14 protein-coding genes and 1 pseudogene are annotated in these 14,475 nt (G+C 58.6%); 4 read left to right on the top strand and 11 right to left on the bottom strand.

Annotated features, from left to right (window positions below; translation table 11 throughout):
• Nucleotides 1-3: 3 nt before the first annotated feature.
• The gene (locus tag HY308_05100; GenBank protein ID MBI3897659.1) at nt 4-393 is read left to right on the top strand and encodes a group II truncated hemoglobin; all 390 of its coding nucleotides are present in this window, start codon (nt 4-6) and stop codon (nt 391-393) included.
• A gap of 62 nt (nt 394-455) precedes the next feature.
• Here HY308_05100 and HY308_05095 read toward each other — a convergent pair whose 3' ends face one another.
• The 3 genes from HY308_05095 to HY308_05085 form a co-directional block, all read right to left on the bottom strand.
• Nucleotides 456-1,205: an NRDE family protein gene (locus HY308_05095; protein ID MBI3897658.1), complete on the bottom strand. Its 750-nt coding sequence runs from the start codon at nt 1,203-1,205 to the stop codon at nt 456-458.
• Nucleotides 1,205-2,074, bottom strand: coding sequence for a fumarylacetoacetate hydrolase family protein (locus HY308_05090; GenBank protein MBI3897657.1), 870 nt, complete (start codon nt 2,072-2,074; stop codon nt 1,205-1,207). The genes HY308_05095 and HY308_05090 overlap by 1 nt, the downstream gene beginning before the upstream one ends.
• A gap of 84 nt (nt 2,075-2,158) precedes the next feature.
• Complete coding sequence (locus tag HY308_05085; protein ID MBI3897656.1) at nt 2,159-3,181, bottom strand: hydroxyacid dehydrogenase; 1,023 nt, start codon at nt 3,179-3,181, stop codon at nt 2,159-2,161.
• A 208-nt stretch (nt 3,182-3,389) separates the two neighbouring features.
• Between HY308_05085 and HY308_05080 the strand changes: the two genes are divergently transcribed.
• Both HY308_05080 and gstA read left to right on the top strand, forming a co-directional pair.
• Nucleotides 3,390-3,788: a hypothetical protein gene (locus HY308_05080; GenBank protein MBI3897655.1), complete on the top strand. Its 399-nt coding sequence runs from the start codon at nt 3,390-3,392 to the stop codon at nt 3,786-3,788.
• Nucleotides 3,789-3,805: 17 nt separating this feature from the next.
• The gene (gene gstA, locus HY308_05075) at nt 3,806-4,414 is read left to right on the top strand and encodes a glutathione transferase GstA (GenBank protein MBI3897654.1); all 609 of its coding nucleotides are present in this window, start codon (nt 3,806-3,808) and stop codon (nt 4,412-4,414) included.
• 5 nt (nt 4,415-4,419) lie between these two features.
• Here gstA and HY308_05070 read toward each other — a convergent pair whose 3' ends face one another.
• From HY308_05070 to HY308_05055, 4 genes are all read right to left on the bottom strand, one after another.
• Nucleotides 4,420-5,115, bottom strand: coding sequence for a M48 family metallopeptidase (locus HY308_05070; protein MBI3897653.1), 696 nt, complete (start codon nt 5,113-5,115; stop codon nt 4,420-4,422).
• Nucleotides 5,116-5,197: 82 nt separating this feature from the next.
• Nucleotides 5,198-5,401 carry a cold-shock protein gene (locus HY308_05065; GenBank protein ID MBI3897652.1) on the bottom strand — a complete coding sequence of 68 codons (204 nt, stop codon included), beginning with the start codon at nt 5,399-5,401 and terminating at the stop codon, nt 5,198-5,200.
• A 305-nt stretch (nt 5,402-5,706) separates the two neighbouring features.
• Entirely contained in the window at nt 5,707-6,390 is a 684-nt protein-coding gene (locus tag HY308_05060; protein MBI3897651.1) for a DUF481 domain-containing protein, read from the bottom strand.
• A 106-nt stretch (nt 6,391-6,496) separates the two neighbouring features.
• Nucleotides 6,497-7,003 (bottom strand): DUF1993 domain-containing protein, encoded by a 507-nt coding sequence (locus tag HY308_05055; protein ID MBI3897650.1) that lies wholly within the window; start codon nt 7,001-7,003, stop codon nt 6,497-6,499.
• 268 nt (nt 7,004-7,271) lie between these two features.
• Between HY308_05055 and HY308_05050 the strand changes: the two are divergent.
• Nucleotides 7,272-8,986: pseudogene (locus tag HY308_05050) on the top strand (glycogen/starch/alpha-glucan phosphorylase).
• A gap of 28 nt (nt 8,987-9,014) precedes the next feature.
• On the opposite strand, the gene HY308_05045 reads toward HY308_05050, so the two are convergent.
• From HY308_05045 to HY308_05030, 4 genes are all read right to left on the bottom strand, one after another.
• The gene (locus HY308_05045) at nt 9,015-10,850 is read right to left on the bottom strand and encodes a S8 family peptidase (protein MBI3897649.1); all 1,836 of its coding nucleotides are present in this window, start codon (nt 10,848-10,850) and stop codon (nt 9,015-9,017) included.
• Nucleotides 10,851-10,875: 25 nt separating this feature from the next.
• Entirely contained in the window at nt 10,876-11,136 is a 261-nt protein-coding gene (locus HY308_05040; GenBank protein MBI3897648.1) for a hypothetical protein, read from the bottom strand.
• A 76-nt stretch (nt 11,137-11,212) separates the two neighbouring features.
• Nucleotides 11,213-12,124, bottom strand: coding sequence for a hypothetical protein (locus HY308_05035; GenBank protein ID MBI3897647.1), 912 nt, complete (start codon nt 12,122-12,124; stop codon nt 11,213-11,215).
• Nucleotides 12,125-12,496: 372 nt separating this feature from the next.
• Nucleotides 12,497-14,122, bottom strand: a complete 1,626-nt coding sequence (locus HY308_05030; protein MBI3897646.1) for an ABC-F family ATPase — start codon at nt 14,120-14,122, stop codon at nt 12,497-12,499.
• Nucleotides 14,123-14,475: the final 353 nt, after the last annotated feature.

Genomic DNA, 14,475 nt, shown 5'->3' with positions numbered 1-14,475 from the left:
TGCATGCCACAAACCCCTTACGAAATCCTTGGCGGCGCCACCGGCGTCCGCGCCTTAACCGATCGGTTCTACGACTTGATGGATACCCTGCCCGAAGCCACTGCCGTCCGCGCGCTTCATCCGCAAGATCTCAACGGCTCGCGCGACAAGCTCTTCAAATTTCTCTCCGGTTGGTTCGGCGGCCCAGCACTCTACGTACAGGAATTCGGCCACCCCATGCTACGCGCGCGCCATCTACCTTTTACCATCGACAAATCCGGACGCAATGCGTGGATGCTATGCATGAGCCGCGCATTGGCGGAATGCGATATCGATGCATCGATCTGCGAGCAATTGCTCGGTGCATTTTTTCGGACGGCGGATCATATGCGGAATCAGGATGATGGGATGTGAGATGTGATGTGATGAATTGTCGAGTTAAGAATTTTCAGAATCGCCCCATAGGGGCGATTCAACTACCCCAGCCCCACATCCAAATAAGGCGCACCACCCGGCCGCCCAACCGCAAACCGAAACCTCGGCTTAACCTCAAACCGCTCGCGCGCCGGCAACGCTACCAACGCGCTCGACACCGTACCGAATCCAGAATCGGTAACAACATTCATCGCCCCCTCCGCCCCCGCATCCGACTCCCGGCTCGCCAACAACGCCTCCCACGCCAACCAATCGCCACGCTCCGGATCCGGTACCGCCGCCGCCCGCAACAACGGTAGATAGCGTCGTACCCGCGGCGACGTCATATCGTTACAGTCATAAGCCGTAATCATCGACAACCCTGACGCCAGCGGCATCACGTCGATGCGATCGGTCTGCTCGACATGACGCAGCCAATAGGCACGCTCGCGGTCGGCGATCACCAGATTGAACGGGCGATACGCCGACGGATCGATGAAACGCAACGCCTCAGCCGCCGTTTGCGCCTCGGCGTGCTCAAGCGCTTCCAGCACCAGCTCGCCGCGGCTACGCTTGCCGGCGGCGGGACCCAACGTACCGCGCCGATTCATAACACCGGCGACGATGCCGTCATCGTTCAGCCCGAACCAGCTGCCACCGCCCTGTTCATCGAGACCGGCAACCACATTCGACCGATCCGGCCAGTAGCGCGCCGGCGGCTGCCATAGACGATCGAGCATCTCGTCGCGATTGGCGGCGATCAGCAACGGCCAGGGATGCTGCGGTCGATACAAAACGACAAGCGTGCACATTATTCGACCGGATTGATCAGGGTGCCGATCGGCTCGATGGTGACGGCGACGAGGTCGCCCTTGTGCAAAAACTTCGGCGGCTTAAAACCCATACCAACACCCGCCGGCGTGCCGGTGGCGATGATATCGCCCGGCTCGAGCGTCATGGTGAGCGACAACGTTTCGATGAGCGTCGGGATATCGAAAATGAGATCGGCAACGCCGCCATCTTGGCGCAGCTCGTCATTCACGCGCGTCTGTATGCGCAGCGCGCCGACGTCGGTCACTTCATCGACGGTGATGATGACCGGCCCCATCGGGCAGAACCCGTCGACGCTTTTGCCGAGAAACCACTGCTTATGGCGCGCCTGCAATCGACGTGACGTGACATCGTTGACGATGGTGTAACCAAAAACATGGCGCATCGCATCGCCACGGCGAATACCGCGACCGCCGCGGCCGATAATGACGGCGAGCTCGCCCTCGTAATCGGCCGATGCGGTCGGATCGAGATGCGCCGGAATCGGCACACCGGGGCCGATCACGCTGGACGGCCACTTGGTAAAAATAATCGGCGACTCCGGCACCGGATCTTTGCCAGGATCGATCACCGCCGCTATTTCGAGAGCGTGGTCGCGATAGTTCTTGCCGACGCAAAGAATGTTGCGCGCCGGCCGCGGTATCGGCGCCAACAACTTGGCGTGCGCCAGCGGCAAACGGCCGTTGCCGCTGGCCAGCGCCGCACGCGCGGCGGCGAGGCCGGTCTCGCCGGCAGCGATGAATGCCAACATGTCCGGCGCCACCGACGCGAGATCGACGATCTCGCTACGGCCGCGATCGAGCACACCGATACGCGTGCGATTGTTTTCGGTAAAGCTAACCAGCAGCATCGACACCATCTCCGAGCAACGAAAAAGTTCGGAGGGCATCTTCGAGCGTAACGCCGGCAAGCGTCAACTGCCGAGGCGGTCGCCTTAAGCAATCGCCCGTTCGAGCGGCCAATTGACCGCGTTCTGCGGCGTGCCGCCCATCAATACTTGCAAGATGTTGCGCGCCGCTTCGAGCTCGATCGCCAAGCGAACGCCGGCGACGGCCGAGCCCAAATGCGGCGTAAAGAGCGTACTTGCCGTGTCTTCAAGCAACGGCGACGGAATCGCCCGTGGCCGGTCGGTGCGCACCCAGTCTTCCATCTCGAACACGTCGGCGGCGTAACCGCCGAGTTGTTCGTTCGCGAGCGCCTCGGCCACCGCTTGCTCGTCGACTACCGAGCCGCGACAGGCATTAATGAGGAATGCACCCGGCTTCATCTGGGCAATGGCCTCGGCACCGAGCAAATGAAACGTGCTCGGCCGAAGCGGCACCATCGGCACGACGAAGTCACTCGCCCGCAATAGATCGGGCAAACTGACGCGCCGTAAATTCCACTGCGCCTCGCGCGCCGGCTCGAGCGCCACCGGATCGGCGTACAGCAAGCGTATATCGTAACCCTGCAAACGTTTGGCGATGGCTTGGCCGACGGCACCCATGCCGATAATACCGAGCGTACGACCGGCCAAGCCGGTGCCATAAAGCGTCGGCCGCCAACCGTTGAATCGACCGGAGCGGGTAAAGCGATCGCCTTCCAACACCTTGCGCGTCAGGCCGAGCAACAGCGCGATCGTCAACTCCGCCGTCGGCACGGTCAAAAGATCTGGAACATTCGCCACCCAGACGCCGTGACGCGTGCAGGCGTCGATGTCGTAGTTGTCATAACCCTTGAGCGCGCAACCGATGACGCGCAGCTTTGGGCAGGCACGCAGGAATGCGTCGTCCACTCGATCCGGCGTAAAACTCAAAATCGCTTCGGCGTTGTGCGCCCGCTGTAGGATTTCTTCGCGTGCCAGCGTGTCGCGCGTCGTATTGGGAATAACATCGCAGCGCACCGACAACAGCTCGATCACCTCGTAGTGGGTACGGTGGGTAATGACGACTTCGGGCTTCTGACGAAGAGTTCGCATGTCTCATCCTTGTGAACGCCAAACGGAAGTCACCAGGCTAAGGGAGGTCGATGGCGGGGCGATGGCGGCTTGATGACAACTCAATGACGACCGCGGACCTTCCGGGATTTACCCGAATGGGCCGGTAGATGAGGCAGTAGAATGCGCTTTCCTAACCTTTTATGCTGTTGCACTGCCATCAATACGTAACACTGAATAGAGAGACCCCATGCAAAAGCCCACAGATAAAATGCCTGAACCAACCATGGATGCGGCAGCCCTCTGCCGTGAAGAGGTCTTCACCGACCGCAAGGTCGGCACGATTCGGCGACTGGCCCCGGTAAAAACTGACGGCACGACCGATACCACGCGGCAGGTGCTATTCGTCGGCGAAGCGCAAATTCTCACCGGTATGGGTGCGCTGCCGTTGAGCTTCGAGATTCCGGCCCAATCGTTGGAAGAGGCAATTAGTAAATTCGGTCCGGCGACCAAGGTCGCCGTCGAACGGGCGATGCAAGAGTTGCAGGAGATGCGACGGCAAGCGAGTTCATCGATCGTCATTCCGGAGCGCGGTGCTGGCGCGCTCAGCCCCGGCGGACTGCCCGGCGGCAAAATCAAGCTACCTTAAAAAACTTGGAGAGCCGTATGCGACTCTATTACGCTCCAGGCGCTTGCTCGATGGCGCCGCATATCGTACTGCGTGAGGCCGGCTACACCTTCGAACTGACGAAGGTGAGCACATCGAAACACGAGACCGAGAACGGTGAAGATTATCTAAAGATTAATCCGAAGGGTTACGTACCGACGTTACAACTCGACGATGGCCAACGCCTGACCGAAGTAGCCGTCGTCCTGCAATACCTGGCCGATCAAAAACCGGAAGCCGGGCTCGCGCCCAAAACGGGAACGATGGAGCGCTATCGGCTGATGGAATGGCTGAACTTTATTTCGAGCGAGCTGCACAAATCGCTCGGTGGTCTGTTCAAACCCAATATCACTCCGGAATGGCGCGAAGGAGTGATCGCCCTATTTAGCAAGCGCTGCGATTGGCTCGAGCCACAACTCGCCGGCAAGTCGTATCTCATGGGCGACAAATTTTCGATCGCCGACGCCTATCTATACACAGTACTGCGTTGGACCAGCGTACTGAAAGTCGACATGAGCAAGTGGCCGGGACTACAGGCGTACGTGCAGCGCGTAGGCGAGCGCGCAGCGGTGAAGGAAACGGCACAAGCAGAAGGATTGAAACGATAGATCGGCTAGGTCGGGCACCAGCGCGGAATGCGATCCGACACATCTTTAAGCAGCGCCCGCCGCGGGCGATAGTCTGGACAATGTTTTTCCACCAACGCCCAAAAGCGCGTTGAGTGATTCATCTCCGCCAGATGGCAGAGCTCGTGCACCAGCACGTAGTCCACTACCGGCGGCGGCAAGAAAAGTAATTTCGCGTTGAGCGAAATCGTTTTATCGCGCGAACAACTGCCCCAGCGGGTCTTCTGGCGCTTTATGCAAACGCGTCGATAGCGCAATCCGGTCTGCCGGCTCAACGCATGTAAGCGCGGTTCTAAATAATCGCGCGCTTCGCGCACCAACCAACGACCGAGCGCCGCACGACACTTTTGTTCATTGTCGACGCAACCACGCAGCTGCAAACCATCTGCGCCGATAGCACGCACGGTCACGCTCGCCGCCGCGGTCGTCTGAACCTGTACCTGCCACAGTTTCGCCATCGCCGGTAACGCGATCCGATCCGGCACACACCACGCCGTGTCTGCTCGATCGCCCTGCATGCGTTCAAGCGCCGCCCGGATCCAATGTTCGCGCTCTGCCAACAACCGCGGAATGTAGGCGACGGCAAAACCTTCGGGCACGACTACCTCGAGCCCGTACTCACTGCTCACGCGTAGCCGCACATGTCGCGCGCGCGCACTTTTGCGCAATCGATACTCGAACAACGCCGTCGACCTACTTTCCTAATGCACAAAAAAAGACCCCGCCTTGTGGGCGGGGTCAGTTGTCACGAAGACGGTAAATAATTTACAGCGGTCGGACGTTGGCAGCCGACGGACCCTTCGGGCCCTGCTGGATTTCAAATTGAACCTTTTGGCCTTCGGCCAGGCTCTTGAATCCAGTGCCTTCGATAGCGGAGTGATGTACGAATACATCTTTGCCACCATCGGTCGGGGTAATAAAACCAAATCCTTTTGAATCGTTAAACCACTTAACTGTTCCTGTAGCCACGGAAATACCTCATTAGATTGAAATGCGATTTTTTGCAGTTCGTTTCTTGAAAGCGATACGGGAGAGCTTCCATTACAAGCAGGAGGACTTCCGAACTAACTACAAGAACTGGACTGCAACGGGGGCCACTATACACAAGGCCAATAAAGAAGCTACTACTATTTACCCCCGGGCCCGACCAAAGGCCGGCGAACCGCAACTATGCCTAAGGTTGCCACCCCTATTCCGCTCGGAAAACGCACAAACTCCGCTATTTTGACACTATTTTTGTCCGCCCGTCGTGCCAGTTAGGCCGGATATCTTCTTTATGAAAAGTCGTAAACCAACGTCACGGCAGTGACGGTATCAGTGTCCTCGGTGCCGGCCGGCGGCTCGGTATTGTGCAACACCCGGTACGATAGCTTGGTCGCCAGGCTGCCGTTAATTTTTACCTTTAGCCCCGTCTCCGATTCGCTGTGGGTGTTGTTCTCGCCGATTTCGCTAAAGGCAACTTCGCTCAGCTCGGCGGTGTCGCTGATCTTCCAAATATAGGTGGTCGCTAAACGCAGGATGGCGTCATTGCTCTGCTCCTGATTAATAAAGCGTGTGTGACTACCACCGACACCAACTTCGAGATCGAGTTTTTGCGTCTCCGCCAAAAAGCGTCGACCGTAACCGATGGTTTCGGAAATGCGATAATCGAGCCCACCGATTTCATCTTTCTCTGCACGGAAGTTGCCGAACAGATAATTGCGCTCGTCAAGCTTATAGTTCGTCGTCGCCTGGCCGACGCTGCGCTTGGCCGTCACTCCCTCATTCTCGAAGCTCTGTAAATGCTCAGCCTGCAACTTGTTACGCCACGTCTCCGACTCGTGCGCGACATAGAGCTTGGCATTGATCGTGGTGCTTTCGGTGTTGCCGCTCAGATCGATAAAGCCGAGCTCGGCCGACACCTTCCAACCCGTTCCGTTAGTATCGAACGGCGGTTGCGCCACCGCTGCACTTGTCATTAACAACCCGATAAGTAGTAAGGCCCATCGTCGCACTAGTCTTTCCTCCGTTATACACAACAACAGCGTGTATCAGATTAGTGCGCACGAGTGAACCCTTCGCTCTCTAGGCCTTTCCGAGAAAATCTTGCTTGCCAACTTCAACACCGTTATGCCGCAAGATCGCGTAAACAGTCGTGACATGAAAATAAAAGTTCGGCGTGGCGGCATGCAAGAGATACTGCAACCCGACATAGGTCTTAGAACTATCACGCATCTTCACTGTTATCGTGCGATCTTCTGAACCATCGATCTGCTCCGGCTTCAATGTATTGAGAAAACTCACTGTCTTTTGCAGGCGAGCGATGAGCTCGGGAAATGTTTTCTCGGTGTCTTCGAATTTCGGCGGCTCCAACCCTGCCAAGCGGGCAGCGCAACCCTTGGCGCTGTCAGAGGCAATCTGCACCTGACGCGACAGCGGGAACATATCGGGATACAACCGGCTGTTAATCAATACCGTCGGGTCGATCTTTTTAGCTTCGGCGTAGGCCGCACCCTTCTCGAGAATCGCTGCCAAATTATTCAATGTGCGGATAAACACCGGCACCGATGCCTGATACATAGAAATTGCCATTACAACTTCCTCCGTGAGATTGAGCCGCAATTGTACACGTGCGTCGCACCATGTTCGTGCTTGCATTCATGGCGTGATTACTGTTGGTGCAAACGAATGCACACTCGCGTCGCGCTGTAACAGATCGGTCGGCATTTTTTTTCGGTAACTTACGAATCGCACCGGCATAAATACAAAAAACGGAATAGTTTTTGCTCTAGCGGAGACCGTGAGACTCTACGCCGACAATCGTCTGCCACCCACCGAAATCGAAGACGGCCGTACCGGCCTGAGCAAGGACGCGCTCAAGCAGGCGTTCCTCGATCACCTGCTTTACGGTCAGGGGAAATTTCCGGCATTGGCCACGCGCAAGGATTACTACCTGGCGTTAGCGTATGTCGTGCGCGATCGCTTGCTGCAACGCTGGATCAGCACCGCCGCCGCTTACACAAAACAAGGATCGCGCACTGTCGCCTATTTGTCGGCCGAATTCCTTCCAGGGTAAAGAGCTGCGACTGGAGCAACAGTTCTTCTTCGTCTCGTGCTCGCTGCAAGACATGCTGCGCATCATGCGCGGTCAAAAGATTCCGCTCGAGCATTTCCACGAAAAATTCGCGGTCCAACTCAACGACACGCATCCGGCGATCGCCGTCGCCGAGCTGATGCGGTTACTGGTCGACGACCATGGCATGCTGTGGAAACCGGCGTGGGATATCTGTCGTCGCACATTCGCCTACACCAATCATACGCTGTTGCCCGAGGCATTGGAGTGTTGGCCGATCACGCTGCTCGGCAAACTGCTACCGCGCCATCTGGAAATCATCTACGAGATCAACGCGCGTTTTTTGGACGAGATACGGGCGCGCTTTCCCGGCGATCACGACCGCATTGCCCGGCTGTCGTTGATCGATGAGAGCGGCGACCGCCGCGTACGCATGGCGCACCTCGCCTGTGTCGGCAGTCATGCGATCAACGGCGTTGCCAAATTGCACACCGAGCTACTGCAACGAGACGTGTTGCACGATTTTTATGCGCTGTGGCCGGAGAAGTTCAGCAACAAAACCAACGGCGTCACACCGCGGCGCTGGCTACGACTCGCCAATCCAAACCTCGCCGACCTCATCAGCGACGCCATCGGCGGCGATTGGGCCAAGGATCTCGATAAGTTGCGCCGCCTGGAACGGCTAGCCGACGACTCCGCCTTTCAGACGCGCTGGCAAGCGATCAAGCGCAGCAACAAACAGCGGCTGGCGCTGCTGGTGCGCGAGCGTACCGGCCTGGTCATCGATCCCGACTCGCTGTTCGATGTGCAGGTAAAACGCATCCACGAATACAAGCGCCAGCACCTCAATATCCTGCACGTGATCGCGCTGTACCATCGCCTGCGCGCCGATCCGACGCTCACGATCACGCCGCGGACATTCGTCTTCGCCGGCAAGGCCGCGCCCGGTTACCAGCTGGCGAAGCTAATCATCAAGCTGATCCACGCTGTCGGCGAGGTCGTCAACCGCGATCCGGCGGTGCGCGATCAGCTCAAGGTCGTATTCCTGCCGAACTTCAATGTCGACAGCGCGCAAAAAATCTATCCGGCCGCGGATCTCGCCGAACAAATCTCGACCGCCGGCGAAGAGGCGTCGGGTACCGGCAATATGAAGTTCGCCATGAACGGCGCGCTCGCCATCGGCACGCTCGACGGCGCCAACATCGAGCTACGCGACGCGCGTCGGGCCGGAGCATTTCTTTCTGTTCGGCCATAACACCGCCGAGCTGGCGGCACTGAAAACCCACGGCTACTGGCCGAGCGATTACTACACCGCCGATACTGAGCTGCACGCGGTGATCGATCTCATCCGTACCGGCGCGTTCGCCCACGGCGACCCGAATCTGTTCCGGCCGCTGGTCGATGCGCTGCTGTTTATAGATCCTCACTTAAACGCTGCACACAGAAAAACGGCCTTCATCCCCTCTCCCCGATTTTCAGGGAGAGGGGCACCGAGTCTGTGACGGAGACCGATTGCGCTCAGAACCTAGCTCATCGCAGCCAGTAATACGGATTGGCGGTCAACAGCCAACCTTGCGGAACCGGCAGCGGCGGCGCCGACGACAGGGTTCCACCGAGCACGCTGCCGCCAAAATCCTGCTGCCAGGTAGCCGTGGCCAACGGTCCGATCCAGCCTTGCGATTGCACCACCGGTGGCGCCGCACGCGCACCCGCCATCGCCGCCTGCCGCACCGCGGCTTCGCTCGGCCGCGCCTGCAACGAGTTGGCGATGGCGCCGATGTTAGGCACGCCGGCACCGATGCGATCGGCGGTCAACGGTTCGGGCGTGGAGATCGAACGAATCGCCCCGAACAACGCCGCTACCCGATCGCGATTGCGCGTACGAAACTGGGTTTGAAACAACGGATGGTGCGCGAGTAACAATGCCGCGAGCCCGGTGATATGCGGCGCCGCCATCGACGTTCCCGACTGCGCATCGAACGCATTGCCGGGTACCGTCGACACAATCGCGACGCCGGGCGCGCACACCGCGATCTCCGGCCCGTGGCAACTGAACGACGGCGAGAACAGACCGTCCGGCGACACTTGTCCGTTCTGAATACTGGTGGCATCGAACGTGTTCGGTTGGACCTCAGAGAGAGTACCGATCGCCGCTACCGCCAACGTCTCCGGCGAGCACGCCGGATACTTAACCGCATCACCGGAATTACCCGCAGCGACGACGCAGGCGATACCGTGCAACACCGCAAACTGCAATGTCTCTTCGACGACCGGATTAATTTCGGCGTCACCGCCGAGGCTCATGTTGACGACGTCGATCTCGTTGCTGATGCAATAATCCAACGCCTCGAGCAAGCTGCTATAAGCCCCACCGGGGAACACGCGCAGGATATGGATCTCGGCGTCAGGCGCAAAACCGCGCAGCATTTTTTTATCCTTGCCTTGCGCGGCGATGACACCGGCACAGTGGGTTCCGTGGCCAATGACGTCCTGATTCCAGGCATTGGGCTCGGTGCCGCCGGCGAAATCGCGGCCGAGTTTGATGTGGCCGAGCAGCGGATGGGTGTTGTCGCAGCCGCTGTCGATGATGGCGATCTTGACACCGGCGCCGGTGAACTCGGACGGTAATTTATCGAGGCCCATCAATCGCTGACCCCAACCAAAACGATACTGCTCCGGAAAGCCCGGAATCGTCTCACTCAAACTGCGGACGCGGATGACATTGACGACGCTGTCGGACAGATGGGGATCGGTCACAAACAGATCCCAGTAGTCGGTCGGTGGGGTCACCACCAGCACCCGCGGTGGTCGGTCGCCAAGCGTCTGCAACGTCAGCTCGATCTCACCATCATCGTCGGTAACGCCGTTCACCGGAAACGCATCCCCGGCCAACTGCACCGTGGTTTTCGCCAACGGCTTGTCGTTCGCACCGAGTACGCGAAACCGCAGCTTCTTGCTGGTGACGCGCGCCTGCACCGATAACTTTTCCGGCGGCGCCAACACGCGCTGTAAATGTACACCGTAGCTGAGTGGTTTATCCTCAGCGATCATCAACGTCGGTGGCAACGTTTGCCGCAGCAGCTCGGCGCGCTCGGGCTCGAGGCGCGCGACCACGACATCGGTCGCCTCGCTCGGACCCGTGCTCAACGCCTGGACCGTACTGGCGCCCCGGCGAATACGACGCACGATCTCTACGCCCAATGTCGATAAGGTGTTGTTCATCGCCGTCGCCGCCAGCGGCTGCAACCCCGACAGCTTCGCCGCCAGGCCGCGACGCGGCGCGATCAGGTAATTTCGTTTAGCGCCGCCGACCGGCACGACATGCGCGCCGGCGGGCTCCTTGCCTCGTTCAGTCCGTTCAGCCATGGAACGTCTCCTTGTGTTTGTGCCATTACTCGGTAAACAACTTCAACGCTGCGTTGGGCGCGAATACCACACGATCACCAAAAGTCGCCTGGAGATCGGCCAGAATGCCGCCGGTAGTCCGGATCACTGCCCGCCGTGGACTCGCCTCGGGCCCGGCGATATGCACGATCACGACCCCCGGATATTTTTTGATCTCGTCGATCACATCGCCGAGCACACGCTCGGGGTCCGGTGCGCGACCCACTATTAGCCACTCGCTGGTGGTAGACAGTGAGACATCTGTCATGAAAATTTCTCCGGCGCCGACATTCCCGTCGATCTCCAGTCGACAACACCCATTACGCAATCACTGAACCGAGACCTTAGTGCAATAAGAACTGCTGCTGCGGACTTGCCCCGAACGGCAGCACTTGCCCTAACGCTCCACCGATGCCGCTGATTGCCCGGCCGAGATCGCCACTGACAACACCACCGAGCGCGGGTGACAACTGACCGACGAGATTACCGAGCCAACCCTGCGGGGCGAGTGCTGAACCTCCCAGATAGGAAGACTGCTGACCCGACGCACCACCGAGCGCTTGCTGTAATGCCTGCTGCTGGAGCGCTTGCTGTTGTGCCTGTTGTAGCGCCTGCTGCAGCAGTGCTTGCTGTAGCGCTTGTTGCAAGGCTTGCTGTTGTTGTTGGGCTTGCTGTGCGCCACCGTAACCACCGAGACCCTGCTGTCCAAAGCCCTGTTGGCCGAGCCCTTGTTGGCCGCCGAGTCCCTGCTGCAGCTGTGGACCTACGCCGAACGGCAGCACTTGTCCCAACGCTCCACCGATGCCGCTGATTGCCCGGCCGAGATCGCCACCGAGTGCGGGTGACAGTTGGCCAACAAGATTTCCGATCCAACCCTGCGGGGCGAGCGCCGAGCCACCGAGGTTCTGCGACTGCTGACCCGACAAACCGCCGAGCCCTTGTTGTAGTGCCTGTTGCAGCGCTTGCTGGAGTGCCTGTTGCTGGAGCGCCTGTTGCAACGCCTGCTGTTGGGCCTGTTGTTGAAGTAGCTGCTGAAGCGCTTGCTGTTGCGCCTGCGGATTCGCCGCGAACGGCAAGAAACCGCTGGCCAGACCACCGATTGTGCTACCCGGATCGCGCTGACCGAAGGCATTGCCGATGAGACCGCCGGCAAGACCGCCTAAGGCGCCGCCTAAAAGACCCTGCGGTGCTAATTGTCCGAACGACGCCGACGCGCCTGGTAATTGACCGGCATATTGAGCATACAAATTCGTCATACCTACACCCTCCTTGGGTTCAACAGTTAACGTCCATTCACCCTCCTCTGCTTCGCCGCACTTAACGAATCAGAGCGAGACGTCGTGGTGACGGCATCGATTTCGGCTGACACACGATGTTTCAAAAAGATGACATCGAGACAACTGCCATAGAGACCAAAATCACCACTTGCGCGCGCACCACGCCTGCTCGGTGTGACACGACGATTCACGAATCGTTCTATCTGATTTTTTTACTTTGTTGAAAAAAAAATAACGAGGGGAAGAAAAAGAATAGCGGACACAAAACCAGCGCGTGGGCAGTAAGGCACTGCCCACGTATACATCATTAAACTAGAGGTAATTCAAATAGTGCGCAGCGGAATTCGGAAATTAACGCGCTTGCCGCTGCGCCGGCGGCAATGATTCCACACCCTGACTACGTAGGTAATCGTCGTACGTACCACCAAAGTTAACGACACCTTGAGGCGTCAACTCGATGATGCGCGTCGCCAACGACGACACGAACTCACGATCGTGGCTAACGAAGATCAACGTACCCGGATAATTGTCCAGTGCTAGGTTGAGCGCCTCGATTGACTCCATATCCAAGTGGTTAGTCGGCTCGTCGAGTATCATAATGTTCGGTCGTTGCAACATTAATTTGCCGAACAACATACGCCCCTGCTCACCGCCGGAAATAATCTTCACCGATTTGGCACTCTCATCGCGCGAGAACAGCAAGCGACCGAGCACCGCCCGGATCGATTGCTCGTTTTTGTCTTGGCCCTTGGCCCACTGGCTCATCCAATCGAACAGGTTCGTGTCGGTCGCGAAATCGGCGGCATGGTCTTGCGCGAAGTAGCCGACGTTGGCGCTCTCCGACATCTTGATGCGACCACTATCGGGCGCCAGTTCGCCGACCAGCGTGCGCAGCAGCGTCGATTTACCGATACCGTTCGGGCCGATGACGGCGACGCGCTCGCCGACTTCGACCATCACGTTGAGCTTGCGGAACAGCGGCGTCTCGCCGAAGCCCTTGCTCACGTTCTCGGCTTCCAGCGCTTGCCGATACAGCTTCTTCTCTTGATCGAAGCGAATGAACGGGCTCACGCGGCTCGACGGCTTTACATCGGTGAGCTGGATCTTATCGATCTGGCGTGCCCGCGACGTCGCTTGCTTGGCCTTCGACGCATTCGCCGAGAAGCGACTGACGAAGGTTTGCAATTCGGCGATCTGCGCTTTCTTCTTGGCGTTGTCCGCCAACAATTGCTCGCGCACTTGCGTCGACGCCATCATGTAGTCGTCGTAGTTGCCGGGATAAATGCGCAGCTCGCCGAAATCGAGATCGGCCATGTGCGTGCATACGCTGTTCAGGAAGTGGCGATCATGCGAGATGATGATCATCGTGCTGTTGCGCGCGTTGAGCACGTCTTCGAGCCAGCGGATGGTGTTGATGTCGAGGTTATTGGTCGGCTCGTCGAGCAGCAGGATCTCCGGATCGGCGAACAGCGCTTGCGCTAACAGCACGCGCAGCTTCCAACCCGGCGCAATCGCGCTCATCGGTCCGACGTGCTGATGCAGCGGAATGCCGATACCCAGCAGCAACTCGCTGGCACGCGCCTCGGCGGTGTAGCCGTCGAACTCGGCGAACTGAACTTCGAGATCAGCGACTTTCATGCCGTCGGCTTCGCTCATCTCCGGCAGCGCATAGATGCGATCACGCTCGGTCTTCACACGCCACAGCTCAGTGTGGCCCATGATCACCGTATCCAACACCGAGTAATCCTCGAACGCGAACTGATCCTGGCGCAATTTGCCGAGGCGTTCATTACTGTCGACAGCGACGTTGCCCGAGGTCGGCACCAAATCGCCGCCCAGAATCTTCATGAACGTCGACTTGCCGCAACCGTTAGCGCCGATAAGGCCATAACGATTGCCGTTGCCGAATTTGACCGAGATATTCTCGAACAGGGGCTTGGCCCCGAACTGCATGGTGATGTTGGCGGTGGTGATCAAGGCGCGGTACCCGGTAAGTGAGCAAAGAGTTTCCAGCGCCGCAACAGCGGATCGGGAAACCGAATCGGTATGCGAGTTATAGCTTAAGACAACCGTGATGCGGCAAGGGCCAAAGCGGAGGGCTAAGCAGATAGCAAGCGGCCGGCATTCTCTCATACCTGCCGGGGCGCGGCGACCCGGCAATTGCCCATCATATGAGGCAATTGCCGTAAATCCCGTTGATTTCGATAAACTGCAGCCGATTGTGAAAGCAAAACCTCTCGACCACACGGCGCTTGCCGTTACCCCTGTCGGCCTCGGCCTGGCCGCTCTAGGCCTACGGCCGAGCGGAGGAATTTCTCGCGTCGCGGCTG

Source organism: Gammaproteobacteria bacterium, assembly GCA_016199745.1.
Taxonomy (GTDB): domain Bacteria; phylum Pseudomonadota; class Gammaproteobacteria; order Acidiferrobacterales; family Sulfurifustaceae; genus JACQFZ01.
The sequence above is the reverse complement of the archived record's forward strand: the minus strand, read 5'-3'. Positions and strand labels throughout refer to the sequence as shown.